This is a genomic window from Streptomyces sp. Edi4 (assembly GCF_040253615.1).
Taxonomy (GTDB): Bacteria; Actinomycetota; Actinomycetes; order Streptomycetales; family Streptomycetaceae; genus Streptomyces.
Genome location: NZ_JBEJGY010000004.1, coordinates 2,603,922 through 2,630,370, shown reverse-complemented (window position 1 = coordinate 2,630,370; position 26,449 = coordinate 2,603,922). Strand labels below are relative to the sequence as shown.

20 protein-coding genes and 2 tRNA genes are annotated in these 26,449 nt (G+C 70.4%); 13 read left to right on the top strand and 9 right to left on the bottom strand.

Going from position 1 to position 26,449, the window contains the following annotated elements:
- Positions 1-43: 43 nt before the first annotated feature.
- Positions 44-3,376: a S8 family serine peptidase gene (locus ABR738_RS13890; RefSeq protein WP_350230282.1), complete on the bottom strand. Its 3,333-nt coding sequence runs from the start codon at positions 3,374-3,376 to the stop codon at positions 44-46.
- A 219-nt stretch (positions 3,377-3,595) separates the two neighbouring features.
- Between ABR738_RS13890 and ABR738_RS13885 the strand changes: the two genes are divergently transcribed.
- On the top strand, positions 3,596-4,066 hold the full coding sequence (locus ABR738_RS13885; protein ID WP_350230281.1) for an NUDIX hydrolase: 471 nt from the start codon (positions 3,596-3,598) through the stop codon (positions 4,064-4,066).
- Positions 4,067-4,129: 63 nt separating this feature from the next.
- Here the strand turns inward: ABR738_RS13885 and ABR738_RS13880 are convergent, their stop codons facing one another.
- Both ABR738_RS13880 and pepN read right to left on the bottom strand, forming a co-directional pair.
- Positions 4,130-5,173: a hypothetical protein gene (locus ABR738_RS13880; RefSeq protein WP_350230280.1), complete on the bottom strand. Its 1,044-nt coding sequence runs from the start codon at positions 5,171-5,173 to the stop codon at positions 4,130-4,132.
- 147 nt (positions 5,174-5,320) lie between these two features.
- Positions 5,321-7,903, bottom strand: a complete 2,583-nt coding sequence (gene pepN, locus ABR738_RS13875) for an aminopeptidase N (protein WP_350230279.1) — start codon at positions 7,901-7,903, stop codon at positions 5,321-5,323.
- A 213-nt stretch (positions 7,904-8,116) separates the two neighbouring features.
- Between pepN and ABR738_RS13870 the strand changes: the two genes are divergently transcribed.
- Positions 8,117-8,767: a mycothiol-dependent nitroreductase Rv2466c family protein gene (locus ABR738_RS13870; RefSeq protein ID WP_350230278.1), complete on the top strand. Its 651-nt coding sequence runs from the start codon at positions 8,117-8,119 to the stop codon at positions 8,765-8,767.
- Between the two features lie 744 nt (positions 8,768-9,511).
- On the opposite strand, the gene ABR738_RS13865 is transcribed toward ABR738_RS13870, so the two are convergent.
- The 3 genes from ABR738_RS13865 to ABR738_RS13855 all read right to left on the bottom strand — a co-directional run bounded on the left by ABR738_RS13865 (position 9,512) and on the right by ABR738_RS13855 (position 13,287).
- Entirely contained in the window at positions 9,512-10,153 is a 642-nt protein-coding gene (locus ABR738_RS13865; protein WP_350230277.1) for a superoxide dismutase, read from the bottom strand.
- A 206-nt stretch (positions 10,154-10,359) separates the two neighbouring features.
- Complete coding sequence (locus ABR738_RS13860; protein WP_350230276.1) at positions 10,360-11,769, bottom strand: amino acid permease; 1,410 nt, start codon at positions 11,767-11,769, stop codon at positions 10,360-10,362.
- A gap of 150 nt (positions 11,770-11,919) precedes the next feature.
- Positions 11,920-13,287, bottom strand: coding sequence for an amino acid permease (locus tag ABR738_RS13855; protein WP_350230275.1), 1,368 nt, complete (start codon positions 13,285-13,287; stop codon positions 11,920-11,922).
- Positions 13,288-13,545: 258 nt separating this feature from the next.
- On the opposite strand from ABR738_RS13855, the gene ABR738_RS13850 reads away from it, so the two are divergent.
- Entirely contained in the window at positions 13,546-14,166 is a 621-nt protein-coding gene (locus ABR738_RS13850; RefSeq protein ID WP_350230274.1) for a biotin transporter BioY, read from the top strand.
- Positions 14,167-14,314: 148 nt separating this feature from the next.
- On the top strand, positions 14,315-15,274 hold the full coding sequence (locus ABR738_RS13845) for a threonine/serine dehydratase family protein (RefSeq protein ID WP_350234562.1): 960 nt from the start codon (positions 14,315-14,317) through the stop codon (positions 15,272-15,274).
- Positions 15,275-15,340: 66 nt separating this feature from the next.
- Here the strand turns inward: ABR738_RS13845 and ABR738_RS13840 are convergent, their stop codons facing one another.
- On the bottom strand, positions 15,341-16,810 hold the full coding sequence (locus ABR738_RS13840) for an amino acid permease (RefSeq protein ID WP_350230273.1): 1,470 nt from the start codon (positions 16,808-16,810) through the stop codon (positions 15,341-15,343).
- A 183-nt stretch (positions 16,811-16,993) separates the two neighbouring features.
- Between ABR738_RS13840 and ABR738_RS13835 the strand changes: the two genes are divergently transcribed.
- Complete coding sequence (locus ABR738_RS13835) at positions 16,994-17,482, top strand: ribose-5-phosphate isomerase (protein WP_350230272.1); 489 nt, start codon at positions 16,994-16,996, stop codon at positions 17,480-17,482.
- Positions 17,483-17,491: 9 nt separating this feature from the next.
- Positions 17,492-18,301 carry an Fpg/Nei family DNA glycosylase gene (locus ABR738_RS13830; protein WP_350230271.1) on the top strand — a complete coding sequence of 270 codons (810 nt, stop codon included), beginning with the start codon at positions 17,492-17,494 and terminating at the stop codon, positions 18,299-18,301.
- On the opposite strand, the gene ABR738_RS13825 is transcribed toward ABR738_RS13830, so the two are convergent.
- A complete protein-coding gene (locus tag ABR738_RS13825; RefSeq protein ID WP_350230270.1) occupies positions 18,289-19,518 on the bottom strand; it encodes a GNAT family N-acetyltransferase in 1,230 nt (409 codons plus the stop codon). The two genes, ABR738_RS13830 and ABR738_RS13825, sit on opposite strands and share 13 nt — an antisense overlap.
- Before the next feature lie 118 nt (positions 19,519-19,636).
- Here ABR738_RS13825 and ABR738_RS13820 point away from each other — a divergent pair, with 118 nt between their 5' ends.
- Complete coding sequence (locus tag ABR738_RS13820) at positions 19,637-20,782, top strand: SpoIIE family protein phosphatase (RefSeq protein ID WP_350230269.1); 1,146 nt, start codon at positions 19,637-19,639, stop codon at positions 20,780-20,782.
- 284 nt (positions 20,783-21,066) lie between these two features.
- Positions 21,067-21,261: a hypothetical protein gene (locus tag ABR738_RS13815; protein WP_350230268.1), complete on the top strand. Its 195-nt coding sequence runs from the start codon at positions 21,067-21,069 to the stop codon at positions 21,259-21,261.
- 160 nt (positions 21,262-21,421) lie between these two features.
- Here the strand turns inward: ABR738_RS13815 and ABR738_RS13810 are convergent.
- Positions 21,422-21,495 (bottom strand) — tRNA-Gly (locus tag ABR738_RS13810).
- Positions 21,496-21,700: 205 nt separating this feature from the next.
- Here ABR738_RS13810 and ABR738_RS13805 point away from each other — a divergent pair.
- From ABR738_RS13805 to clpX, 5 genes are all read left to right on the top strand, one after another.
- A tRNA-Pro gene (locus ABR738_RS13805) sits at positions 21,701-21,777 on the top strand.
- Positions 21,778-21,965: 188 nt separating this feature from the next.
- A complete protein-coding gene (tig, locus tag ABR738_RS13800) occupies positions 21,966-23,360 on the top strand; it encodes a trigger factor (RefSeq protein ID WP_350230267.1) in 1,395 nt (464 codons plus the stop codon).
- A gap of 263 nt (positions 23,361-23,623) precedes the next feature.
- Positions 23,624-24,232, top strand: a complete 609-nt coding sequence (locus tag ABR738_RS13795; protein ID WP_350234561.1) for an ATP-dependent Clp protease proteolytic subunit — start codon at positions 23,624-23,626, stop codon at positions 24,230-24,232.
- A 45-nt stretch (positions 24,233-24,277) separates the two neighbouring features.
- Entirely contained in the window at positions 24,278-24,961 is a 684-nt protein-coding gene (locus ABR738_RS13790) for an ATP-dependent Clp protease proteolytic subunit (protein ID WP_350234560.1), read from the top strand.
- A 176-nt stretch (positions 24,962-25,137) separates the two neighbouring features.
- Positions 25,138-26,430, top strand: a complete 1,293-nt coding sequence (gene clpX, locus ABR738_RS13785) for an ATP-dependent Clp protease ATP-binding subunit ClpX (RefSeq protein ID WP_350230266.1) — start codon at positions 25,138-25,140, stop codon at positions 26,428-26,430.
- The last annotated feature ends 19 nt before the right edge of the window (positions 26,431-26,449 follow it).

The following is a 26,449-nucleotide window of genomic DNA, read 5'->3' as shown; positions in this document are numbered from 1 at the left end:
CGTCGTTCCCGCGCGGGCCTCTACCGCCGGCCCGCGCGTCCCGCTACTGGGTGACCTTCCCGATGAGCACGCTGCCGGTGCCGGCCGCGGTGCCGCGCTCGTTCACCAGCTGCACGGTGCCGAAGAACTGACGTCCCTCGGGAGCCGCGCCCGCCGCCACGACATCGGCGCTCACCTGCGCCGACGCGCCGCTCGCGAGCGTGACGCTCTTGCTCTCGTCGACCTTGACCGTGCCGAGCGAGGGCGCGAAGTACACGTCCTTGTAGGCGTACGTCGTCGACCCGGACGGGACCGCGTAGCCGGCCACCTGGATCGTGTACGTGCCCGCCGCCGGCTTGACCAGGCTGACCGACTCGTTGGCGCTGCTCGTCGTCGACTGGGCGACCGCCTTGCCGTTCTGGTCGAGGACGTACAGGTCGAGGTCGGCGCCGGTGTCCGAGGTGGAGCCGATGGAGACGTCCAGGTGCTCGACGCCCGCGCCGATGGTGACCGTGCTGGTCTGGGTCTCACCGGTCTTGATGGTGGGGGTCGCGACCTTGGCGGAGCCCAGCGAGCCGCCCTTCAGGTTGCCCTCCAGCGCGGCGAAGCCGTTGGTGACCTTCCACTGGACGGGAGCGGGGGTGCCGGTCTTCGCCTCGGGCACCGTCTGGGTGGCCGGGTCGAAGGTGACGCCGAGCGCCGAGACGTCCAGCTTGAAGGAGTTGTCCAGGTACGGCGACGTACGGCGTGCCTCGACCTCGATCTCCCAGACGCCGGCCTGCGGATTGGCGTAGGAACGCAGGTCGGGGCGGCAGGTGTTGGCCGGGTTGTCGTAGTTGGGGTAGCAGTTCGGCGTGGCCGTCGTGTCCAGGGCGACGCCGTAGGGGTGCAGGGAGATGAAACGGGTCTGGCTGCCCGAGCGCAGCGCGCTCATGCGGACCTCCAGGTTCTTCGCGCCCGCCGGCACGTTGATGAAGTACGACTTGGTGGAGTCGCGCTGCACCGTCGAGGAGGCCGAGAAGGTGTAGCCCGGGCCCGCGATGGGCGTCGCGACGATGACCGTGGCCATGATCTGCTGGTCGACACCGACCGTCTTGGCGTCGTCCACCTGGAGGATCGCGCTGTGCACGCCCACCGACCTCGGCTGCGCCTGCACCTTGACGGTGACGGGCTTGCCGAGCGGCAGGGCCACCTCCTTGGCGCCGAGCACCTTGAACGTGCCGTCGTCGTTCTTCAGCGACAGCTTGTGCTTGACGTTCGAGTCCGGGCCCGTGGTGCGGGTGATCGTGACGTCGTACGTCTTCTTCTGGCCCGTCTTCAGGCCGCTCTCGCGGTCGTAGATGCCGGTGCCGACGTTCGGGGTCTTGAGCGCGGCGCCCAGGGCGCTGGAGACGGGCGCCGCCACCGTGTACTCGTGGGCCGGGGCGTGCTTCTTCGCGGTCTGCTCGACCGCGTCCCAGGCGCCCACCACGTTGATCAGGCCCGCGCCCTCGGCGTAGGGCTGAACGCCCTTGATGTGCTTGGCCGTTGAGGTCAGCGCGGTGCGCAGGTCGGCCGGCGGCAGGTCGATGCCCTGCTGCTTGGCGGCCGAGATCAGCAGCGCGGAGGCGCCGGCGGCCTGCGGGGAGGCCATCGAGGTGCCCTGGAGCATCGAGTAGCCGGCCGGCAGGTCGTAACCCGACTCCTTGACCGGGCTGCCGGGCAGCCAGGTCTCGGTGGAGTTGATGGCCGCGCCGGGCGCGGTCAGGGTCGGCGTGAAGCCGCCGTCCTCACGCGGGCCGCGCGAGGAGAAGGGCATCATCTGGTACTCCGTGGAGACACCGGAGCCGTAGTTGGCGGCCCAGGTGTCCTTGGAGATGCTGGCGCCGACCGAGATGACGTGGTCGGCGAGGCCCGGGTCGCCGATGGTGTTGACGCCGGGGCCGTCGTTGCCGGCCGAGATGACCAGCTGGACGCCGTAGGTGTCGATGAGGCGCTTGTAGAGCTCCGAGCGCGCGTTGTTGCCGTCGTTGAGCGCCGGCAGGCCGCCGATCGACATGTTCACGATGTCGACGTGGCGGTTGGTGACGAGGTCGATCATGCCCTCGGTCAGCGCGATGTTGGTGCAGCCGCCGTCCCAGTTGCAGGCGCGCGAGGAGACGAGCTTGGCGCCGGGCGCAGCCCCGCTCATCTTGCCGCCGAACAGGCCGTTGGCGGCGGTGATGCCCGCGACGTGGGTGCCGTGCTCGGACTCGATGACGCCGATGTTGACGTAGTCCGAGGTGTGCCCGGCCGCGTCGTAGGCGACGTTCTTGCGGATCTCGACGGTGAACGGGATCCGCTCGGAGACGTCGGTGGCCGGGTTGTCGGTGCCGAAGTAGCCGACCTGGTAGCCGTCCTTGTACGGCTTCATCGGGACGTCGTCCGAGAAGTCGTTGTTGTTGTTCAGGTCCACCCGGACCGTGCCGGCGACCGGGTCGTAGAGCACGCCCCAGCTGTCGGTGGTGTCGCCGTCCCGGTTCAGGTCGCCCTTGGCGTCGCCGCCCGCGGTGACCTTCTCGGCGAAGGTGGAGAAGTCGTAGGAGCCCGCCGGGGCCCGCCACGTCTTGCCGGCCGCGGTGAACGTAGGACCGCTGACCGCCGTGTTGGCGCGCAGCCAGGTGCCGTCGTTGTCCTGCACCGGGTCCGTCGAGGTGACCCAGTCGACGATCTTGCGCTCGCCGGTGGTCGTCTTCTGGAGCGCCGGGTGGCCGAGGTCGACGCCGGAGTCCAGGATGCCGATGGTGACCCCGCGGCCGTCCGCCTGCGGGTGCTGCTTGACGAAGTCGACCGCGCCCGTCTCGAAGTTCGGGTTGTACGGGTTCTTCGCGGGGGTGTCCTTGCCCGGCGCCGGGTAGCTGCTGGAGGTCCGCAGCTGCTTGGCGGAGCGCGTGGTGTCGCCCGACGGGGTCGGGTCGTCCAGCTGGATGTCCTGCTTGAGGTCGATGCCGTGCACCGAGGGCAGCTTCGCGGCCGCCTTCAGGGCGGCTTCGGCCTTCGCCATCGGCAGCGTCGCGCGGACGTAGCCGAGCTTGTCGTCCTGCTTGCCCACGGTCGCCCCCGCGACCGCGTGCATCTGCTGGGTGACGTCGGACGTGGCGCCCGGGGCGGTGGCCACCATCACGGTGACGCTCTTCTCGCCCTTGGCCTGCGCCTCGGCCAGACGCTGCTCGTCGGCCCTGCCCAGCTTGTCCTCGGGGGTCTTGGCCGGAGCGGTCTTCACCGGCGGCGCGGCCGACGGGCCGTCCCCGCCGGTGGTGGCGAACGCCGGGGCGGCGCCCGCCGTGACGAGCGCGGCCACCAGGCCGGCCGCCGCCGCTATTCGGGCCGCGCGTCTGGCCCCGGGTATGGGGCGCGGGGATTCAGTGGTCATCAGCATCCCTGTGAAGTGATTAAGGGTCCGGCTCGTGCACGTTCGTAATTCGGTGCCGGATGACCGCTGAGCATTGCGTATATGACTGTTGTTTGTGGAGAGTTGACCGTTGTGTGATGTGAACATGGCACATTTCCGCCAGGGTGCGGGGTCCGCCACGGGGGCCCGGCGGGCCCGTCGCGCCAAGGGGCCGCGCCCGCGTGCGCCGCCCCGTAATCTCACCCAATGAACACGGAGTTGCGGGTGGCGGCCTACGCCGTATGCGTACGGGAAACCGAGGGTGTCCAGGAGATCCTGCTGGCCCGCTGGGTGGCCGGTGACGGCACCAGACGCTGGACGCTGCCGGGCGGCGGCATGGACCACGGTGAGGACCCCCTCGACACCGTGGTGCGCGAACTCGACGAGGAGACGGGCTATGTGGTCGAACCCGTCCGGCTGCTCGGCATCGACTCCATCAACCGGCGTTATCCGCGCAAGCTCGGCCGGTTCGCCGACTTCCAGGGGCTGCGCGTCGTCTACGAGGGCCGGGTGACGGGGGGCGAGCTGCGCCACGAGACCAACGGCTCCACCGACCTGGCCGCCTGGCACCGCCTCGATGAGGTGCCCGGCCTCGAGCGGGTCGAACTCGTCGACGTGGGGCTCCAGTTGTGGCGCACCCGGCCGCCGACGGGCAAGGCGGAGCCCGCCGAGGCCTGACGCCTCACCTCCAATCGCGGGCGGCGCGCCGCACGGACACCGGGCCGCCGCCCGCGCCCGGGATCAACGCGGCAGCACCACCACATAGGCGGCGGGCTCCCGCTCGGCGGCCGCCATCAGCGCGGTCCGCACCACCGTGGCCTGCTGGTCGGGACAGTCGCGCAGCTTCTTCGGCGTGAGGTGCACGACGGTGATCCCGAGCCGTTCCAGCGCCTCCCGCTTGGCGCTGCACCGCGACCACGCCGCCGCTTGTTCCTCCTGGCCCTGCCGGGGCGCCCGGGTGTCCAGCTCCAGCGCCACCCCCTGCTCGGGCCAGTACGCGTCAAGACCGCCCAGGTGCGGACCGCCGGGCAGCCGCAGGTCCACATTCCACAGCGGGGCCGGCAGGCCGAACTCGCGCACCATGGCATACAGCCGGTCCTCCGCGATGGAGCGCCCCTCGGCGAGCAGCGCGTCCACCGCGTCCACCACATGCGCCCGCGACAACAGCCGCGCCCGCGTCAACTCCGCTACGATCGCGGCCGGTTCGGTGTGCCCTTGGCGCACCGCCTCGGTGAGCAGACGGCGTACGGTCTCGGCGTCGTCCAGGACCGCGACCGCGTCGGCGAGCGCCCTCGGCACCGGCGCCACCGGAAGCCCCGCGATCATCTCGGCGCCGGGCATCGCGTGCGCCCGCACGAGCCGCACCCACCCGGTGGAGCGCAGCCTGCGGGTGCGCGTGACCAGGACGTCGATCCGGTCGAGCGCGAGCAGCGGGGGAGCGCAGGAGAAGCGGTGCAGGGCGAGCGCCGCCAGGCCCGTGACGACGGCCGCCGGCGGCTCGTCGGGGGCGTGGCCCTGCGCGGGGACGGACGCGGCGCGCCCGGCGGTCGGCCGGTCCGCGTACAGCAGCGCGGCGTGCAGGCGCTCCTCGCTGGTGGCGGGCCCCGAGTGCAGCACGTACACGCCCGGGAGCAGCTGCTGCCAGGGGCCGCCCGGCCGGCACTGGGCTGCGGCGCGCGCGGCCGAAATCCCGTGCGCGCGCAGCTGGTCGGCGGACAGCACGCGGCGCTGGACCTCGATGAGGTGGCTCAGGGGGCGGGGGGAGAGCGGGGTGTCGTGGTTCATGCCGGGGGGTTTTCCGCACCCCGGCCGCCCGCTAACCGCTGTTACACACTCGTCGGAAAATCCGGACAACCCCGTCCTAAAGTACGGGCGTTCGAGTGCCGATCAGGGGGCCCGGCGCCGGACCCCCCGAACGGGTGTCACCGGATGTCAGGCGGCGCTCGCCGCCGCCGCGTCGCATGCCTGGCCGCGCAGGGTGCGTGCCAGGTCGTCACGGGCCTCGAGGACCAGGCGGCGCAGGGCCGGGGCGGCGTCCTGGTGCGCGGCGAGCCACGCGTCGGTCGCCCGCAGCGTCGCCTCGTCGCCCTGGAGTCCGGGGAAGAGCCCCTTGACGACGTCCATGCCGATCTGGATCGAGCGCTCGGCCCAGATCCGCTCGATCACCTCGAAGTACTTCGGGGCGTAGGGAGCGGTCAGCTCGCGCTGCGAGGCCTGGTCGAAGCCCGAAATGGTCGCCTCCACCAGCGCGTTGGAGAGCGTGTCCGACTCCACGACCTGCGCCCAGGCCTGCGCCTTGACCGCCGCCGACGGACGCGCGGCCAGACAGCGCACGTGGTGGCGCTTGCCGGAGGCGGTGTCGTCGCGGGCCAGCTCCGCGTCGATGGCGGCCTCGTCGACGACGCCGTGCGCGGCCAGCGGTTCCAGCAGCGCCCAGCGCAGCTCCTGGTCCACGTCCAGGCCGTCGATCTTCGCGGTGCCCGCAAGCAGCCCCTCAAGGAGCTGGAAGTCGGAGCCGGAGACGGCCGTCGCCGCGAAGAAGCGGGCCCAGGTCAGCTGGTGCTCGCTGCCCGGCTCGGCGAGGCGCAGCTCGTGCAGGGCGCCCGCCGACAGCAGCGGACCGCCCTCGGCGCGCCACTGGGGCGTCGCGTAGTGCGTGAGCGCCGACCGGGCCCAGGCGTGCAGCATCTGGAGCACGCCGATGTCCGACTCGCGTCCCGCGTGCGCGAGGACGAGCGCCACGAAGTCGCGGGCCGGCATGAGCGCGTCCCGCGTCAGGCTCCACAGCGCCGACCAGCACAGGGCGCGGGCCAGCGGGTCGGTCATGTCACCGAGGTGGGCGCGCAGCGTGCTGAGCGAGCCCTCGTCGAAACGGATCTTGCAGTAGGTCAGGTCGTCGTCGTTGACCAGGATCAGATCGGGCCGCTCGGCGCCGGCGAGCTCGCTCACCACGGTGCGCGGTCCCTCGACGTCGACCTCGGCGCGGGCATAGCGCACGAGCGCGCCCCCCTCGCTGCGGTACAGGCCCACCGCGACCCGGTGCGGGCGCAGTTCGGGGTGCGACGGTGCGGCCTCCTGGATGACGGCGAGCTCGGTGACGCGTCGGTTCGCGTCGTAAGTGACCACCGGTGTAAGGGAGTTGACACCGGCCGTCTGCAACCAGGAGCGCGACCAGGCCGACATGTCACGCCCGGAGACCTCTTCGAGGACCGAGAGCAGATCACCGAGGCGGGTGTTGCCGTAGGCGTGACGCTTGAAGTAGCGCCGCGCGCCCTCCAGGAAGTCCTCCCGGCCGACGTAGGCGACGAGCTGCTTGAGGACCGAGGCGCCCTTGGCGTACGTGATGCCGTCGAAGTTGAGCTTGGCGTCCTCCAGGTCACGGATGTCGGCCGTGATCGGGTGGGTGGAGGGCAGCTGGTCGGCGCGGTAGGCCCACGCCTTGCGGTTGTTGGCGAAGGTCACCCAGCTGTTGGTGAAGCGGGTGGCCTCGGCGAGCGAGAAGGAACCCATGAAGTCGGCGAAGGACTCCTTGAGCCACAGGTCGTCCCACCACACCATGGTGACCAGGTCGCCGAACCACATGTGCGCCATCTCGTGCAGGATGACGTTGGCCCGGCGCTCGTAGGCGGCCTGCGTCACCTTGCCCCGGTAGATGTACTCCTCGCGGAAGGTCACAAGGCCCGGGTTCTCCATCGCGCCCAGGTTGTACTCCGGCACGAACGCCTGGTCGTACTTCCCGAACGGGTAGGGGAAGTCGAAGTTGTCGTGGAAGAAGTCCAGGCCCTGCTTGGTGATCAGGAAGATGTCGTCGGCGTCGAAGTGCCTGGCCAGACCCTTGCGGCACATCGCGCCCAGCGGGATGTCCAGGGTGCGGCCGTCGTCGAGGGTCCGCGTGTAGGAGTCGGTGACGTAGTGGTAGGGGCCGGCGACGACGCAGGTGATGTACGTCGAGATGGGCTCGGTCGGCGCGAAGCGCCACACGCCGTCGCTCTCCTGGCCGCCCGCGCCGTTGGACCACACCGTCCAGCCCTCGGGGGCCAGCGCCTCGAAGACGAAGGGCGCCTTCAGGTCGGGCTGCTCGAAGTTGGCGAACACCCGGCGCGAGTCGGCCGGTTCGTACTGCGTGTAGAGGTAGACCTCGCCGTCCTCCGGGTCCACGAAGCGGTGCATGCCCTCGCCGGTCCTGCTGTAGGCGCACTGGGCGTCGACCACGAGGACGTTGTCGGCGGCCAGGTCCTCCAGGGCGATCCGGCTGCCGTCGAAGACCTTGGCTGGGTCGAGCTCGCGGCCGTTGAGGGTCACCGAGGTCACCGACGGGGCGATGAGGTCGGCGAAGGCCGAGGCGCCGGGGCGGGCCGCGCGGAAGCGGATCGTCGTCAGGGACCGGAACGTGCGGGGCCCGTCCGGGGCGTCACCGACCGCGGACCGCAGGTCGAGGAAGACGTCGTAGCCCTCGACGGACAGCAGTTCGGCCCGCGCGCGGGCCTCGTCGCGGGACAGATTCTCACCGGGCACGGGCACTCCTTTGTGTCTCGTTCGAACGGCTTCGATCCTCCCATGCCCGGCAGTCGGTGGCCGAGCGCGGGGAAGGCCGGGCTGGGCCGGGCCGGGCTGGGCCGGGCTTTACGGACAGCGGTGGAATGCTTTCGGCCAGTTCCGGTGTTCTGCTGGGCAGACGCTTGCTTTTTGCCGTCGCCCGATGGCGAGCACCGCTGCCCGAGGAGAGACATGTCCGAGTCCGCCAAGACCCCCGTCGACTTCTGGTTCGACCCGCTGTGCCCCTGGGCCTGGATGACCTCGCGCTGGATGGTGGAGGTCGAGAAGGTGCGCGACGTCCAGGTGCGCTGGCACGTGATGAGCCTCGCGGTCCTCAACGAGGACCGCCTGGACGACCTGCCCGCCGAGTACGCCGAGAGCATGCGGCCGGGCGGCAAGGCCTGGGGCCCGGTCCGTGTCGTCACCGCGGCCCGCGAACTGCACGGCGACGAGGTGGTCGGGGAGCTGTACACCGCGCTCGGCACGCGCATCCACAACGAGGGGCTTGGCGTCACGCGTGAGTCCGTCGCCGCGGCGCTCAAGGACGTGGGCCTGCCGGCCGGTCTGATCGACCACGGCGACCAGGACACCTACGACGCCGAGCTGCGCGCGTCCCACCGCAGGGGCATCGAGCTGGTGGGCCAGGACGTCGGCACCCCGGTCATCGCGGTGCCCGGCGCGGATGGGAAGCAGGTCGCCTTCTTCGGGCCGGTGGTCACGCCCGCGCCCGAGGGGGAGGCGGCGGCGCGGCTGTGGGACGGGACGCTGCTGGTTGCCGGGACGCCGGGTTTCTACGAGCTCAAGCGCACCCGCACGACGGGCCCCGACTTCAGCAACCTCTGACCCGGGCCGTGGCCCAGCCCCGCCAGGGGCGCGGGGAACCGCGCGAGGAGCGCCCACGGTCCGCGGCCGAGGTCCCCGGGGCTCCGCCCCGGACCCCGTTCGCGCTGAACGCGCTCGTCCTCGACGCTGGACAGGCTGACTATGCCCGTGCAGGCCAGCACAAGCCCCGCCAGGGGCGCGGGGAACTGCGCGAGGAGCGCCCACGGTCCGCGGCCGAGGTCCCCGGGGCTCCGCCCCGGACCCCGTTCGCGCTGAACGCGCTCGTCCTCGACGCTGGACAGGCTGACTATGCCAGTGCAGGCCAGCACAAGCCCCGCCAGAGGCGCGGGGAACTGCGCGAGGAGCGCCCACGGTCCGCGGCCGAGGTCCCCGGGGCTCCGCCCCGGACCCCGTTCGCGCTGAACGCGCTCGTCCTCGATCTCCCCCAAGGCCTTGAGGGCCAGGGGGGACCCCCATGACGGGCTGAGGTTGCCCATGCGGGCCAGCGCGACGTGGTCAGGGAATTGCCGGAAGGCCGAGGCAGGTGCGTCCGGGCCGGCACGGACCCCGCCAGAGGCGCGGGGAACTGCGCGCGCGGCCAGGGGCGGTGTGCGAGCGGCCAACCGTGCGCGGCCGGGGCGGAATGCGAACGGCCCCCTCGAGTCACGTCCTCGTGGGGGCCGTTCGTTTTCGTCGCCCGCACGTGAAGGGTGAGAAGACGATCACGAGCAGGACGTCAGGGGCGCGCCGGACGGGCGCGGGGTGTTACGGGGCCAGGATCAGGTTGTTGCCGGCCTGCTTGGCGGCGACGTAACGCTTCGCCACGTCCTGCCAGTTGACGACCCGCCACATGGCCTCGATGAAGTCGACCTTCTGGTTCTTGTACTGGAGATAGAAGGCGTGCTCCCAGGCGTCGAAGACCAGGATCGGGGTCGAGCCCTGGCCGACGTTGCCCTGGTGGTCGTAGATCTGCTCGACCACCAGACGCCCGCTGATGGGCTCGTACGCGAGCACGCCCCAGCCCGAACCCTGCGTCGTGGCCGACGCCTTGGTCAGCTGGGCCTTGAACTTGGCGAAGGAGCCGAAGGACTCGGCGATGGCGTCGGCGAGCTCGCCGGTGCCGTCCTTCTCCAGGGGCTCACCGCCGCCGTCACCGGTCATGTTGTGCCAGTAGATGGAGTGCAGGATGTGGCCGGAGAGGTGGAACGCGAGGTTCTTCTCCAGGCCGTTGATCGCGCCCCAGGCATCCTTGTCGCGAGCCTCCGCGAGCTGCTCCAGGGTGTCGTTCGCGCCCTTCACATACGCCGCGTGGTGCTTGTCGTGGTGCAGCTCGATGATCTCCGGGCTGATGACGGGTTCGAGCGCCGCGTAGTCGTACGGAAGTTCAGGAAGCGTGTAAATGGCCATGTCCGAGCCCTCCGGCTGCTCACTGCACATGCTGTCTGCTCACCGCACATGCTTATTGCAATTGATGCGCAAGTGCACGCTACCAGCAGCAATGCGGGGCCGCAGCCAAGGGTGACCTCAGCAAAAAGTCCTGCGTCCCGGGGCGTAGGACCCGGGGACGCAGGACAGTTGAGCAAGGTGGTGGCGGTGGGTGGGGGCGGCGCAGGTCAGGCGTCGAGAGGGGCGGCGGTCGACGTGCGCTGGCGGATGTAGCCGATGACCGCGAGGACCACCGTGAGGCCGCCGGTGTAGTAGAGCTGTACGCGCGTGCCGTCCTCACGGGCCATCAGGACGAAGACCACCGCCATGCCGAGCAGGGCGAGATAGGTGAGCCAGGGGTAGAGCCACATCTTCACGACCAGCTTCTCCGGAGTCTCGCTCTCGGTGCGGCGCCGCAGCAGCAACTGGGAGGCGGCGATGAAGAACCAGACGACGAGGATGATCGCGCCGATGGTGTTCAGGAGCCACTGGAAGATGTCGTCGGGACGCCAGTAGCTGAGCAGGACGCACAGGAAACCGAAGGCGGACGAGGTGAGCACCGCCACCCGCGGCACCCCGCCCGAGATCTTCCCGAGCACCTTGGGCCCCTGGCCGCGCGCGACGAGCGAACCGGCCATGCGGGAGGCGCCGTAGATGTTGGCGTTCATCGCCGAGAGCAGGGCGACCAGCACCACGATGTTCATGATCTGGCCGGCGGCCGGGATGCCGAGGTGGTTGAGGGTCGCCACGTACGGTCCCTTGGTGACGATGTCCTTGCCGGTCCACGGAAGGAGCGTCACCACGACCGCCATCGAGCCCACGTAGAAGATGGCGATCCGCCACATCGCGGTGCGCACCGCCTTGGCGACGCCCTGGACGGGGTGTTCGGACTCGGCCGCCGCGATGGTGACCGTCTCCAGGCCGCCGTAGGCGAAGACGGAGGCCAGCAGTCCGACGATGAGGCCTTCGCTGCCGTTGGGCATGAAGCCGCCGTGGCCGGTGAGGTTGGTCAGGCCCGGGGCGTGGGTGTCGGGCAGTACGCCGATGATGGCGAGGACGCCGATGGCGAGGAAGAGGACGATCGCGCCGATCTTCAGCGCGGCGAACCAGAACTCGAACTCACCGAAGTTCTTCACGGCCGCCAGGTTGGTGCCGCAGAACAGCAGCATGAACACGGCGACCAGCGCCCACTCCGGAACGCCCGGCAGCCAGCCGTGCACGATGCCCGCCGCGCCGATGCCCTCGAGTCCGACGGCCACACACAACAGGAACCAGAAGGCCCAGCCCGCGGTGAACCCGGCCCACGGCCCCATCGCCCGTTCGGCGTGGACCGAGAAGGATCCGGAGGCGGGATTGGCCGCCGACATCTCCCCCAGCATGCGCATGACGAGCATGACCAGCGCGCCGGATATCGCGTAGGCGAGAATGATCGAGGGACCGGCCGCGGCGATCGCGGTGCCGGATCCGATGAAGAGCCCGGCGCCGATGACGCCGCCGAGAGCGATCATCGACAGATGCCGCTGCTTGAGGCCGTGGGTGAGCGGTGAGCCGGTCGCTGACTGGCTGTCGTCCTGCACGGGCGCGGTTGTCCGAGACATGGGCATGCCCTGTTCAGTAGCTGATCCACCGGGGCGGCGGCACGGGCCCACAGTCTTAGGGCGGCCCCGCTCAGAGGGAACACCCGACCGCTATGCGGACACTCGACTCACACAGAGTGAAGGCATCGGCGCGATTTGTTTACGCAAGCTTCACACGTGGCGCGTGCGCAACTCCCGTACCCCTGCCACCACGAGCACCACCGCGGTCGCCCCCGCCGACCACAGCACCTGCGGCCGGGCCGAGGCGTCGAACAGCATCAGGACCAGCACCGCGCCCATGGCGGCGAGCGCCGCCCGGGTGAGCCAGGGGAAGGCCCACATCCTCAGCGACAGGGTCTCGGGCGCCTCGCGCTCGATGCGGCGGCGCAGCCGCAACTGCGACAGCGCGATCAGCGCCCACACGAACAGGAGCACCGCGCCGACCGCGTTGAGCATGTAGAGGAACACCGAGTCGGGCCACTTCAGGTTCAGCAGGACCGAGACGAACCCGAAGGCCACCGAGGCGAGCACCGCCCGGCGCGGCACCCCGCCGCCGGACACCTTCAGCAGGCCCCGGGGAGCCTCGCCCCGCTCGGCCAGCGAGAAGATCATGCGCGATGAGCCGTACAGATTGGCGTTGAGCGCCGAGAGCAGCGCAACGAACACCACGATGTTCATGATCTGCCCGGCCGAGGGAATGCCGATCGCGTCCAGGACGGCGACATAGGGGCTCTGGCCCGGCTTCATCGACGTCCACGGCAGCAGCGTCACGATGACCAGCATCGAGCCCACATAGAAGAAGAGGATGCGCCACACCGCGCTGCGCACCGCGCGCCCCACCGCCCGCACCGGGTCGTCGGACTCGGCGGCGGCGATCGTGACGACCTCGAGACCGCCGAACGCGAAGATCACCGCGAGCACCCCGGAGACCACGCCGCTCACCCCGGCGGGCAGAAAGCCGCCCCGCCCGGTCAGGTTGGACAGGCCCACCGCCGACGTGTCGGGCAGCACCCCGAAGATCGCGAGCAGGCCGAGCACGAGGAACGCGAGGATCGCGAAGATCTTCAGCGCGGCGAACCAGAACTCGAACTCCCCGAAGTTCTTCACCGAGGCCAGGTTGGCGGCAGTGAACACCACCATGAAGATCAGCACCCAGGCCCACTGCGGCACCCCGGGCGCCCACCCGTTCGCGATCTTCGCCGCGCCGGTCGCCTCCACGGCGAGCACGACCACCAGCAGGAACCAGTACAGCCAGCCCACGCTGAACCCGGCCCAGCGCCCGAGCGCCCGCTCGGCGTGCACCGAGAACGACCCCGACGCGGGCATCGCCGCCGACATCTCGCCCAGCATCCTCATCACCAGCATCGCGATCGCGCCCGCGATCAGATACGACACGACGATGCCGGGGCCCGCCACCGCGATCCCCGCGCCCGACCCGACGAAGAGCCCGGCGCCGATCACCCCGCCGAGGCCGAGCATGGTCAGATGGCGCTGCTTCAGCCCGTGCGAGAGGGGTTCGGCGGGCAAGGGCTCGTGCATGGCGCTCGTATCGTTCGGTTTATGGGGAACCTACAGTCTCGCCCAGGCCCGACCCCGGGCGCAAAAGGGGCAGCCGAGCCCGTCGGCCGAGTGATGAGGGTCACGCGGGAGGGCGCCTGAAGCCGGTCCTTTGTCCGGACCCCACCACGGCGTCAACACCCGCTTTGTGGACGGCTGCTGGTGATCCCGGGAGATCGGGTGGGCTAACGTCACGATGTCCCCGCACGTCCCGCCCTCCCACCACCTGCCGGAGTCCCGATGAGCACTGCGTCCGCCACCGCCCCCCGTACCGGAACGGTCCTCGCCGACCTGCTGCCCTCGCCCAGGCTCTCGGCCTCCCTGGCACAGGCGGGCGTCCGCGCCCGGGACATCGCGCTCGTCGTCGGCGGCGCGGCCCTCACCGGGATCGCCGCCCAGATCGCCGTGCCCGTGCCCGGCTCGCCCGTGCCGGTCACCGGCCAGACCTTCGCGGCGCTGCTCGTCGGCGCGGGCCTCGGTGCCGGCCGTGGCTTCCTCTCGCTGGCCCTGTACGCCCTGGTCGGCATGGCGGGCCTGCCCTGGTTCGCCAACGGCACCTCCGGCGCGGGCGGAGCCTCCTTCGGCTACGTCCTCGGCATGCTGCTCGCCTCCACCGTCGTCGGGGCGCTGGCCCGCCGGGGCGCGGACCGCTCGGTCCCGCGCACCGCGGGCATGATGGTGCTCGGCTCGGGGATCATCTACGCGGTGGGCGTGCCCTACCTGGCCGCCTCGACCGGCATGTCCCTGAGCGCGGCCGTCGCGGCGGGCCTGACCCCCTTCCTCATCGGCGACGCCCTGAAGGCCGCCCTGGCGATGGGCCTGCTGCCGGCCGCGTGGAAGCTGGTCGGCCGCCGGGGCTGATCTCTCCGACGCGAAGGGGCCCGGCGGATGCCGGGCCCTTTGGCGTTCCCGGGGCCAAAGCCACCGTCGGACGACCGCCCCCCACCGCGCCGGGGGATGATGCGGGTCCGGTCACTGCCGGCCGGATCACGCAACGGAGGCGAATGTGCTGATCACTGTGGCGGACGTGGAAGCCGCGGCGGAGCGGATCGCCGGGCATGTCATCAAGACCCCGACCGTGGCCAGTCCCGGCCTTTCCGCACTCCTCGGCGCGCGGGTCACCGCGAAGCTGGAACTGCTCCAGCGCACCGGTTCGTTCAAGGTGCGGGGGGCGACGGCGAAACTGCTCGGGCTCGGCGCGCGCGAACGGGCCGCGGGGGTCGTGGCGGTGAGCGGCGGCAACCACGGCATCGCGGTGGCGGTCATGGCCGGCGCCCTGGGCATCGAGGCGACCGTCGTCATGCCGAGGTCCGCTCCGAGCCGTGCCGTGGGCATCGCGGAGAGCGCCGGGGCCCATGTCGTCCTCGCCGACTCCATGGACGGCGCGTTCGCGCTCCTCGAGGAGTTCACGGCCAAGGGGCTCACCCTGGTCCACCCCTTCGACGACCCCGTCGTCATCGCCGCCCAGGGCACGGTCGGTCTTGAGCTGGCCGAGGACGCCGATGAACTCACGGACGTCCTGGTCAGCATCGGCGGGGGAGGGCTGATCTCCGGCGTCGCCGCCGCACTGCGCGCGCGCCGCCCCGGCGTACGGATCTGGGGGGTGGAGACCGACGGCGCGCGGGCCATGTCGCAGGCCCTGGCCGCCGGCGGTCCCGTGCCGGTCGAACTGTCCTCGGTGGTCTCGACGCTGAGCGCCCCCACCGCCTCGCAGCTCACGTACGAGCACGTCTCGGCGCTGGTCACCGATGTCCTGACGGTGAGCGACGCCGAGGCCGTGCGGGGCACCCTCGACCTCGCCGAGCACGCGAAGGTGTGGGCCGAGCCCGCCGCCGGGTGCCTGCTCCCCGCCGCCCGCCGGGTGCTGGAGCGGGTCGGCGAGGACGCGCGGCTCGGCCTGGTGGTCTGCGGCGGCAACGTGACGCCCGCCGACGTCGGCGCCTGGGCCGAGAAGTTCAACTTGCGCTGACCGCTCGGGCCCCGATGATCCCGGCGGCCCGGCGCGAAGCTCCGCCGGGCCGCCCCTTCCCCGCTGCTATGCCGCTGTGACGTCGTCCCGTACGCCGGCGGCGACGGGAGCGCGCTCGGCGAGCACCCGCTGGCGGACCAGCGCGATCACGATGACGAGCGCCGCGACGGCCAGCGACCAGAGCACCTGCTCGCGCCCGGAGTCGTCGAACAGCATGTAGACGAGGACGAAGGAGATCATCCCGATCGTCAGCCAGGTGAGATAGGGGAAGCCCCACATCTTCACCGTCAGCTTCTCCGGCTGCTCGCGCAGGATGATGCCGCGCATCCGCAGCTGGGTGCAGCAGATCACCAGCCACACGAACAGGGCGACCGCGCCCGAGGAGTTGAGCAGGAACGCGAAGACGGTGTCGGGCCACTCGTAGTTGAAGAAGACCGCCACGAAGCCGAACACGACCGAGGACAGGATCGCGACCTGCGGCACGCCCCGCTTGTTGGTGCGGGCGAACGACTTCGGCGCGTCGCCGCGCTCACCGAGCGAGAACGCCATCCGGGAGGCCGTGTACAGGCCGGAGTTGAGGCAGGACAGGACCGCCGTCAGCACGATCACGTTCATGATCTGGTCGGCGTGCGGGATGCCGATCGTCTTGAGGGCCGCCACATAGGAGCCGTCCGCGACGATCGAGGGGTCGCTCCACTTCAGGAGCGTCAGGACCACCAGGATCGAACCGAGGTAGAACACCGCGATGCGCCAGATCACGCTGTTGGTCGCCTTGGTCACGGCGCGGCGCGGGTCCTCGGACTCACCGGCGGCCAGCGTGACGATCTCGGAGCCCATGAAGGAGAACACGACCATCAGGACGCCGGTGAGGACCGCCCCGTACCCCTTGGGGAAGAAGCCGCCCGCGTCGGTGAGGTGCGAGAAGCCGGCCCCCGGATTGTCCGAGCCCGGCAGCACGCCGAAGACCGCGAGCAGTCCGATCACCACGAAGGCGCCGATCGCGACGACCTTGATCCCGGCGAACCAGAACTCGAACTCGCCGTAGGAGGACACCGAGGCCAGGTTGCTGGCGGTCAGGACCAGCATCACGATGAGCGCCCAGCCCCACTGCGGGACCCCCGGCACCCACTGGTGCAGGATCTTGGCGCCGGCCGTGCCCTCCACCGCGAGCACCACGACCCAGAAGAACCAGTAGAGCCAGCCGATCGAGAACCCGGCCCAGCGGCCGAGCGCGCGGTCCGCGTACGCCGAGAACGAGCCCGATGAGGGGCGCGCGGCGGCCATCTCGCCCAGCATCCGCATCACGAACACCACCATCACGCCGACCAGGGCGTACGACAGCAGGATGGCGGGGCCGGCCGCGGCGATGCCGGAGCCGGAGCCCACGAACAGGCCCGCGCCGATCACACCGCCGATGGCGATCATGGACAGATGGCGGTTCTTGAGGCCGGCCTTGAGGCCGCCGTCGGGCGACTGCGACTGACCGGGTTCACCGGGCAGACGGTCTTCCTTCGCAAGGGAGGGTTGCGAGGTCATGGACGCTTCCTTAAGTCTTCGGAGCACTCGGGTCACGAGCCCGTGCATTGAAACCCGGACCGGTTCGGGACGGAAGACCTGAATCCGGATCGTTGTACGAGGCCGAAGGGCCCCCGCGGCACGGGACCGAAGTCCCCCACCCACCTCCCCCTGCCCGGCGCCGCGCATGCCACACTCGGGTGCATGCGCGTGTACCTCGGCTCCGACCATGCCGGCTTCGAACTCAAGAACCACCTCGTGGAATGGCTCAAGGCCCACGGGCACGAGCCCGTGGACTGCGGTCCGCACATCTACGACGCCCAGGACGACTACCCGCCGTTCTGTCTGCGGGCCGCCGAGAGGACGGCCGCGGACCCCGAGGCCCTGGGCATCGTGATCGGTGGCTCCGGCAACGGCGAGCAGATCGCCGCGAACAAGGTCAAGGGCGTCCGCGCCGCGCTGGCCTGGAGCGAGCAGACCGCCGCGCTCGGCCGTGAGCACAACGACGCCAACGTGATCTCCATCGGCGGCCGGATGCACACCGAGGAAGAGGCGACCAGGTTCGTCGAGATCTTCCTGGCCACGCCGTACTCGGGCGAGGAACGTCACACCCGCCGCATCGAGATGCTGAGCGCGTACGAGAGGACCGGCAAGCTCCCCGAGATCCCGGCCCACCACCCCCAGCAGGGCTGATCAGGGCCCATGCCCGAAGGCCACACCATCCACCGCCTGGCCGCCGACCACGACCTGAGGTTCGGCGGCCGGCCGCTGCGCGCGTCCAGCCCCCAGGGCAAGTTCTCCGACGGCGCCGCCCTGGTCGACGGCCAGGTCCTGGAAGGCGCCGAGGCCCACGGAAAGCACCTGTTCCTCGGCTTCGGACCGGCGGGCTGGGTCCAGATCCACCTCGGCCTGTTCGGCAAGTACGGCTTCGGCGCCATGCCCGCGCCGCCGCCCACCGACACCGTACGGCTGCGGCTGACGAACGACACGGCGTACGCGGACCTGCGTGGTCCCACCACCTGCGCGCTGATCACCGACGGCGAGAAGCAGGCGATACACGACCGGCTCGGCCCCGACCCGCTGCGCCCCGCCGACACCGGCGAGAAGGCCTGGCAACGGATCTCCCGCAGCCGCACCACCATCGCCGCCCTGCTCATGGACCAGAAGATCGTGGCGGGCGTCGGCAACGTCTACCGCGCCGAAGTCCTCTTCCGGCACGGCATCGACCCCTACCGGCCAGGCAAGGAGCTCACGCGCGCCCAGTGGGACGCGATCTGGGCCGACCTGGTGGAGCTGATGCGCGAGGGCGTACGCCTGAACCGCATCGACACCGTCCGCCCCGAGCACACCCCCGAGGCCATGGGGCGCCCGCCGCGCGTGGACGACCACGGCGGCGAGGTGTACGTCTACCGCCGGGCGAACCTGCCCTGCCACCTCTGCGGGGGCGAGATCCGCACCGCCGGTCTCGCCGCCCGCAATCTGTTCTGGTGTCCCGCCTGTCAGAAACCGTGAGGCAGCCACGGCGCGAGCTCGCTGCCGAACGCCGTGGAGGCCTCGGCCAGCGCGCCGGGGCGCAGCTCACGCACCCGGCCCGCGCCCGCGAGTGAGGCGAGCGTGCACCCGCCGAGGTAGGCCGCTCCCAACTCCCGCACCGACAGGGCGAGTTCGGCCGGATCGTCGCTCCGGGTACAGCTGGCTCCCTTCGCGTCGCCACGCAGCCGCCAGCGGCCCGCGTTCCAGGGACAGAACGCGTCCTCGACCTCAAGGACCACATCGACGGGCGCCGCGTACGTCCGCGCCTCAAGGGCCGCGCCCAGCTCCACCAGACGCAGATGCAGCCGGTCGCGCAGGCGGGGCGCGCACCGGCGCACATCGGACACCAGGTGCTGGAAGGGATCGTCCACCGGCCGGTCCTTCACCTTCAGGACCGTGGTGAGATCGATGTCGAACAGATAGCGCCACAGCGCCGCCGACACCGCCGGATCCACGGCCTCCAGCGTGCTGAGCGAGACCGCGCCGGCCACACCGGCCGGCCCGTCGGTCGTCGAGACGCGGTAGCGGGCATAGCCCACCAGCTCACCGTCGCGTTCCGCGAGCACGCACTGCGAGGGCGAACCACCGCCGCGGTGCGCGACCGGGTCGAGGCTCGTCATACGGTCCCAGCCGGGCATTCTGGCCAGCATCCCGGGCCGGCGCGGCACCAGGCGCGCGTACAGCTCCTCGCACCGGGCCAGCGACTCCTCGACCTTCGCGTACCTCAGCCGCACCTCGTCGGCGCCCGGCGGCAACTGGACGCGGACCCGGGCGGTGTCGATCTCGGCGGACAGCGCCATCGTGGCGATGCCGTACCCGAACCGTCCGTAGATGGCCGGCTCGGACGCGGTCAGGACCGCGAGGCTTTCGCCCCGCTCCCGTACGTCGTCGAGCTGGCGCCGCATCATCGCCGTGAGGAGCCCGCGACGGCGGTGAGTGGGCAGCACACCGACCCCGGTCACGCCCGCCGCCGGCACCACCGCGCCGCCCGGCACACTGATCCGGAAGGGGAACGTGCTGGTGGCCGCCACACACACGGAGCCGTCCCACACCCCGAGGGAGCGGTCGGCGACGATCAGCTCACGCCACAGCTCCACCTCTTCCTCGGCGTCCGGGATCCCTCCGAACGCCGCCACTATGGCCGCGTACCACTCGTCCCACTCGGCCGGGTCCAGGACCCGCAGCTGCGTCGTCATGAGCCCATCCCTACCAGGGCGCGGCACCGGCGGTCGCCCCCTTTTCCGCCGCCCCGGCCCGGCTCTGTCCACGGGGGCACCTGCGCACGGCGGGTCCGGCTGGATAGGGTCCTCGGCAATGGCACGCGCGAGGAGAGCGGACTCGTTCACGGCCCGGTGGCGCAAGGCGCTGCACCGGGTCCGCATCGCGGTGCGCAGATCCGGCGTCGACTACTTCCGGGGCGACGGATCCGACTGGGTGGCCCTCGCCGCCCTCCTGCTCACCGTGCCCGCGATCACCGCCGCCACACTCTGGGCCCCGGTGTGGTGCGCGCCCTCCGCGCTCGTCCTGCCCATCGTGGCCGGCGGACTCCTGCTGCGCCCCGCCAACCTGCTCGGTCTGTACGCGGCCGCCGCGACCGCCCTGATCGTGGAGTCCGTACGGCTCGGCCCCTACACCTCAGGGCCCTCCCGGGTCACTCCGGGAACCGTCCTCGTGGTGGCCGCGTGCGGGCTCTTCGGGCTGCTCATCGCCCAGTTCAGGGCCCGGGTCGGGGTGCCCTGGCGGCGCGGCGGCACCATGCTCTTCGACCTGCGCGAACGCATCCGGGTCCAGAGCGCGCTGCCCCAGCTGCCCAAGGGCTGGCACCGCGAGATGGCGCTGCGGCCGGCCGGCGGGCAGTCCTTCTCCGGCGACTTCGTCGTCGCCGCCCGCACCGGCGACGGACGCACCCTGGAGATCGTCCTCACCGACGTCTCCGGCAAGGGCATGGACGCGGGATCGCGCGCCCTGCTGCTCTCCGGCGCGTTCGGCGGCCTGCTCGGCTCGCTGCCCCCGCACGCCTTCCTGCCGGCCGCCAACGGCTATCTGCTGCGCCAGGACTGGGACGAGGGCTTCGCCACCGCCATCCACCTCGTCCTCGACCTCGACTCCGGCGACTACGAACTCCTCTCGGCCGGGCATCCGCCGGCCCTCCAGCTCCACGCGGGCTCCGGGCGCTGGCGCGAACAGGCCGCCGAGGGGCCGCTGCTCGGTGTCTACGACGGCGCGGAATTCCACCCGGCCAAGGGCTCCCTCGCCCCCGGCGACGTCCTGCTGCTGTTCACCGACGGGCTCGTGGAGACCTCCGAACGCGACATCGCCGAAGGCATCGACCGCCTCACCGGCGAGGCCGACCGCTATGTCTCGACGGGCTTCTCGGGCGCGGCCTGGCACCTGATCGAAGCGGTCGCCAAGGACGTCAACGACGACCGGGCCCTGCTCCTGATCAGGCGGGACGCGTAAGGCCCGGCGGGCCCGGGTGCTCGGGCGCCCGGCCCGGCACCCGGGCCCGCCGGGGCGGCGCGCTGTGCTTTCCGGTGGCTGAAACCAGCCGTGCTCGCGGCCCACGCCCGCCCGAACTCGACGAACACCCTTGGCCAGGTCGCCTGTTGGCCGGATCCTTACCTTGGCGATCCGTCACCGGGGAACAACCAGCGGGGTGTTGGTGGCACGATAGTCACTGTGGGGGTGTGGGCGGCACGCTCCCGGGCCGGCAAGGCGGACCGACCAAGGGTGTGTGATCAGTTGTGGCCATCTCACTGTCAGTGGTGCTGCTGTTGGCGGTCATCCTCGTGGTGCTCATCCGGGGCGGCTCGATCAAGGCCGGTCCGGCCATCGTCGCCATACTGTTCGGCTTCTTCCTGGCCTCGACGGGCATGGCCCCCTCGATCCAGCACTTCCTGAACTCGATAGCGGCTTCGATCAACCAGATCAAGTTCTAGGGCACGGCTGCGGTTTGCGGGCCGCGGCCCGCGGCCCGCGGCCCAGGAAAGGCGCGACGTCCCGCCCGGCGCGAGACGTCCGCCGGGCCCTCGCGCGGGCCCAAACGGCGAGAGCCGGTCCCGCGCGTGGCGGTACCGGCTCTGACCTGGTGATTCTGCGTGGAGCGGGCGACGGGAATCGAACCCGCGTAGCTAGTTTGGAAGACTAGGGCTCTACCATTGAGCTACGCCCGCGAGCAGCGCGCCGCCGGTCCTGGTGACCGCGGCACGTAGAGCATCGTAGCGGGTCACCCCCGGGACGTGCACACCGCGCTCCCGTGGTGGGCTCCGGTCGGCGGCCGGCCCGCCGGAGAACGGACCGGGGAGGGGCCAGGAACGGGCCGAAGGGCAAAGGGGCCGACGCGGAGCGCTGGGGCATGTACCCTACGTCTCGCACCGACGGGGTGTGGCGCAGCTTGGTAGCGCGTCCGCTTTGGGAGCGGAAGGCCGTGGGTTCAAATCCCGCCACCCCGACCAGCGTCACCGGCGTTCGATGTCCGCGTTCTCCGCGTATCAAGATCACATTGTGGGTGGCATCCCGCTTGCGGTTACTATGCAAGCTGCGTGCCCGTGTGTCTGATGAATGATGTACCGGGCCCCATCCGCCAAGACCGTCGGTCTTCGGCAGAACCCCCCAAAGAAGTCAGCCACAAGGAGACCGAACCGTGAAGAGCGCCGTGGAGACCCTGAACCCGACTCGGGTTCGGCTCACTGTCGAGGTGCCCTTCGAGGAGCTCAAGGACAGCCTCGACGCGGCGTACAAGAAGATCAACCAGCAGGTCACGGTCAAGGGCTTCCGCAAGGGCAAGATCCCGGCCCGCGTGATCGACCAGCGGTTCGGTCGTGGCGCCGTGCTCGAAGAGGCCGTCAATGACGCGCTTCCGAAGTTCTACACCGAGGCGATCAACGAGGCGGAGCTCAACCCGCTGGGTCAGCCCGAGGTCGACATCACCGAGCTGAAGGACGGCGAGACGCTGAACTTCACCGCTGAGGTCGACATCCGTCCGGCCATCGAGATCCCGGACTACTCCGGCATCGAGGTCACCGTTGACGCCGTCGAGGTCAGCGACGAGGACGTCGAGAAGTCCGTGGAGCAGCTGCGCGAGCGCTTCGCCTCCACCTCGCCGGTCGAGCGTGCCGCCGAGGACGGCGACGTCGTGACGATCGACCTTCAGGCCAAGGTCGACGGCGAGGTCCTCGAGGACGGCGTGGCCGAGGGTGTCTCGTACACCATCGGCTCCGGCGAGCTCCTTGAGGGCATCGACGAGGCCGTCAAGGGCCTGGAGGCCGGTGGCGAGGCCACCTTCACCTCCGAGCTCAAGGGCGGCTCGGCCGAGGGCAAGGAGGCCGAGGTCACCGTCAAGGTCACCCAGGTCGCCGCCCGTGAACTGCCCGCCCTGGACGACGACTTCGCGCAGCTCGCATCGGAGTTCGACACCCTGGACGAGCTCAAGGCCGACAGCCGCAAGCGCCTTGAGAACATGAAGCAGTACGACCAGGCCACCCAGGCCCAGGAGCGCGTCCTCGACGAGCTCCTGAAGCTGGCCGAGGTCCCGATCCCCGAGAAGCTTCTCGCGGACGAGATCCAGACCCGCAAGCACAACCTCGAGCACCACCAGCTCGGCCAGATGGGCATCGACCTCGCCAAGTACCTGGAGATCCAGGGCAAGACCGAGGAAGAGTTCACCGCCGAGACCGAGGAGCAGGCGGTCAAGGGCATCAAGACGCAGTTCATCCTTGACGAGCTCGTCAACAAGGAGAAGCTGAACGTCAACCAGGAGGAGCTGACCGAGCACCTCATGCGGCGCGCCGCCTCCTCCGGCATGAGCCCCGACCAGTTCGCCCAGGCCGTCGTCGAGGGTGGCCAGGTGCCGATGCTGGTGGGCGAGGTCGCCCGCGGCAAGGCGCTCGCCGTCGTCGTGGAGGCCGCCAAGGTCACCGACACCAACGGTGAGATCGTCGACCTGGACGACGCCGAGGACGAGGCCGCCGAGACGGTGGAGGCCGCCGCCGACGCCGAGCCCGCCGAGGCCGAGGCCGCGGAGAAGACCGAGGCCTGAGCCTCCGCATGACCCGAGCGAGGGCCCGTACGCAGTCGCGTACGGGCCCTCGTCCGTAGCCGATTCCCCCTCATGCGCCTTCAACCACCTTGCGCTCCGAGCGAACAGTTCGGGAACCGGGATGGCGTTGTCCCACCTGCGCGTTAGGGTCCATGAATACGAGGGTGGTGGAGTCTGGCGAACAGGAGTCCGCGCCCCCGGAACGAAGACGCTGAGACGGTTGAAGCCGTCAGAGACGAGCAGGTGGATACGTGACGAATCTGATGCCTTACGCCGCCGGTGAGCCGTCCCTCGGTGGTGGCCTCGGTGACCAGGTCTACAGCCGACTGCTCAACGACCGCATCATCTTCCTCGGCCAGCAGGTCGACGACGAGATCGCCAACAAGATCACCGCCCAGATGCTCCTCCTGGCCGCCGCCGACCAGGACAAGGACATCTACCTCTACATCAACAGCCCCGGTGGCTCGGTGACGGCCGGCATGGCGGTCTACGACACCATGCAGTACATCCAGAACGACGTGGTCACCATCGGCATGGGCATGGCCGCCTCGATGGGTCAGTTCCTGCTGACCGGTGGCGCCGCCGGCAAGCGCTTCGCGCTCCCCAACACCGACATCCTGATGCACCAGGGCTCCGCCGGCATCGGCGGCACCGCCTCCGACATCAAGATCCAGGCCGAGTACCTGATCCGCACGAAGAAGCGCATGGCGGAGATCACCGCCGCGCACTCCGGGCAGTCCGTCGAGACGATCATCCGCGACGGCGACCGCGACCGCTGGTACACGGCGGAGGAGGCCAAGGACTACGGCCTCATCGACGAGATCATCTCCGCTGCCTCGGGTGTTCCGGGCGGCGGCGGCACCGGGGCCTGAGCCCCGAACCGCACCGCTACCCCCGCCCACTTGAACGCCACCAGGATGGTGAACACCCCCATGAGCAACATCAACTCGGCTGCCGCGAACGGCCTTTACACGGGCCCCCAGGTCGACAGCCGCTACATCGTTCCGCGCTTCGTCGAGCGCACCTCGCAGGGCGTGCGTGAGTACGACCCGTACGCGAAGCTCTTCGAGGAGCGCGTGATCTTCCTCGGCGTGCAGATCGACGACGCGTCCGCCAACGACGTCATGGCGCAGCTCCTGTGCCTGGAGTCGATGGACCCGGACCGTGACATCTCCATCTACATCAACAGCCCGGGTGGTTCCTTCACCGCCCTCACGGCGATCTACGACACGATGCAGTTCGTGAAGCCGGACATCCAGACGGTCTGCATGGGCCAGGCGGCCTCCGCCGCCGCCGTCCTGCTCGCCGCCGGCACGCCGGGCAAGCGCATGGCGCTGCCCAACGCCCGCATCCTGATCCACCAGCCCTCGGGCGGCACCGGCCGCGAGCAGCTCTCCGACCTGGAGATCGCGGCCAACGAAATCCTCCGGATGCGTACGCAGCTGGAGGAGATGCTGGCCAAGCACTCGACGACGCCGCTGGAGAAGATCCGCGACGACATCGAGCGCGACAAGATCCTCACGGCCGAGGACGCGCTGGCCTACGGCCTGGTCGACCAGATCGTCTCGACCCGCAAGACGGGTGCCCCCGCGGCCGCCTGAACCACTTCGGAGCCCCCGGCGTGGTCCACTCACCAGTGAACCGCGCCAAGGGGGGCCCGGACGGGGGGTTCGGCAAGGTACCGTCGGTAGGGGGTCTGGGGGTGTCCCCCCGGAACACGCAGTAGGCACCAGGAGGCGGCGCACATGGCGTCTCCCAGGCGAAGGGGAAGCACCTCGTGGCACGCATCGGTGACGGCGGCGACCTGCTCAAGTGCTCGTTCTGCGGAAAGAGCCAGAAGCAGGTGAAGAAGCTCATCGCAGGCCCCGGGGTGTACATCTGCGACGAGTGCATCGACCTCTGCAACGAGATCATCGAGGAGGAGCTGGCGGAGTCCTCCGAGGTGCGGTGGGAGGAACTGCCCAAGCCGCGCGAGATCTATGAGTTCCTTGAGGGCTACGTGGTCGGGCAGGAGCCCGCCAAGAAGGCCCTCTCGGTGGCGGTCTACAACCACTACAAGCGAGTGCAGGCCGGCGAGAACGGCGGCGGCACGAGCCGGGACGACGCGATCGAGCTCGCCAAGTCCAACATCCTGCTGCTCGGCCCCACCGGCTCGGGCAAGACGCTGCTCGCGCAGACGCTCGCCCGCATGCTCAACGTCCCGTTCGCCATCGCCGACGCCACCGCGCTCACCGAGGCGGGCTACGTCGGCGAGGACGTCGAGAACATCCTGCTCAAGCTGATCCAGGCCGCTGACTACGACGTCAAGAAGGCCGAGACGGGCATCATCTACATCGACGAGATCGACAAGGTGGCCCGCAAGAGCGAGAACCCCTCGATCACGCGCGATGTCAGCGGCGAGGGCGTCCAGCAGGCGCTGCTCAAGATCCTGGAGGGCACCACCGCCTCCGTCCCGCCCCAGGGCGGACGCAAGCACCCCCACCAGGAGTTCATCCAGATCGACACGACGAACGTGCTGTTCATCGTGGGCGGCGCCTTCTCGGGTCTTGAGAAGATCATCGAGTCGCGGGCCGGCGCCAAGGGCATCGGCTTCGGCGCCACCATCCGCTCCAAGCGCGAGATCGAGGCCAGCGACCAGTTCCAGGAGGTCATGCCGGAGGACCTGGTGAAGTTCGGGATGATCCCCGAGTTCATCGGCCGCCTCCCCGTCCTCACCTCGGTCCACAACCTCGACCGTGAAGCGCTCCTCCAGATCCTGGTCGAGCCGCGCAACGCGCTCGTCAAGCAGTACCAGCGCCTGTTCGAACTCGACGGCGTGGAGCTGGACTTCGACCGCCCCGCGCTCGAAGCCATCGCCGACCAGGCCATCCTGCGCGGCACCGGCGCGCGCGGCCTGCGCGCCATCATGGAGGAAGTCCTCCAGTCGGTGATGTACGAGGTCCCCTCCCGCAAGGACGTGGCCCGCGTCGTCATCACCGCCGACGTCGTCCGCAACAACGTCAACCCGACGCTGGTCCCGCGCGAGCCGCGCATCGTGAAGAACGACGGGCGGCACGAGAAGAGCGCGTAGCGCCACGGCCCATCCGCAC

Bases quoted from the DNA above. Each gene is read 5' to 3' on its own strand.
- ABR738_RS13890 (WP_350230282.1), bottom strand. From the start codon at position 3,376: ATGCTGATGACCACTGAATCCCCGCGCCCCATACCCGGGGCCAGACGC.
- ABR738_RS13885 (WP_350230281.1), top strand. From the start codon at position 3,596: ATGAACACGGAGTTGCGGGTGGCGGCCTACGCCGTATGCGTACGGGAA.
- ABR738_RS13880 (WP_350230280.1), bottom strand. From the start codon at position 5,173: ATGAACCACGACACCCCGCTCTCCCCCCGCCCCCTGAGCCACCTCATC.
- ABR738_RS13870 (WP_350230278.1), top strand. From the start codon at position 8,117: ATGTCCGAGTCCGCCAAGACCCCCGTCGACTTCTGGTTCGACCCGCTG.
- ABR738_RS13865 (WP_350230277.1), bottom strand. From the start codon at position 10,153: ATGGCCATTTACACGCTTCCTGAACTTCCGTACGACTACGCGGCGCTC.
- ABR738_RS13860 (WP_350230276.1), bottom strand. From the start codon at position 11,769: ATGTCTCGGACAACCGCGCCCGTGCAGGACGACAGCCAGTCAGCGACC.
- ABR738_RS13855 (WP_350230275.1), bottom strand. From the start codon at position 13,287: ATGCACGAGCCCTTGCCCGCCGAACCCCTCTCGCACGGGCTGAAGCAG.
- ABR738_RS13850 (WP_350230274.1), top strand. From the start codon at position 13,546: ATGAGCACTGCGTCCGCCACCGCCCCCCGTACCGGAACGGTCCTCGCC.
- ABR738_RS13840 (WP_350230273.1), bottom strand. From the start codon at position 16,810: ATGACCTCGCAACCCTCCCTTGCGAAGGAAGACCGTCTGCCCGGTGAA.
- ABR738_RS13835 (WP_350230272.1), top strand. From the start codon at position 16,994: ATGCGCGTGTACCTCGGCTCCGACCATGCCGGCTTCGAACTCAAGAAC.
- ABR738_RS13830 (WP_350230271.1), top strand. From the start codon at position 17,492: ATGCCCGAAGGCCACACCATCCACCGCCTGGCCGCCGACCACGACCTG.
- ABR738_RS13825 (WP_350230270.1), bottom strand. From the start codon at position 19,518: ATGACGACGCAGCTGCGGGTCCTGGACCCGGCCGAGTGGGACGAGTGG.
- ABR738_RS13820 (WP_350230269.1), top strand. From the start codon at position 19,637: ATGGCACGCGCGAGGAGAGCGGACTCGTTCACGGCCCGGTGGCGCAAG.
- ABR738_RS13795 (WP_350234561.1), top strand. From the start codon at position 23,624: ATGCCTTACGCCGCCGGTGAGCCGTCCCTCGGTGGTGGCCTCGGTGAC.
- ABR738_RS13790 (WP_350234560.1), top strand. From the start codon at position 24,278: ATGGTGAACACCCCCATGAGCAACATCAACTCGGCTGCCGCGAACGGC.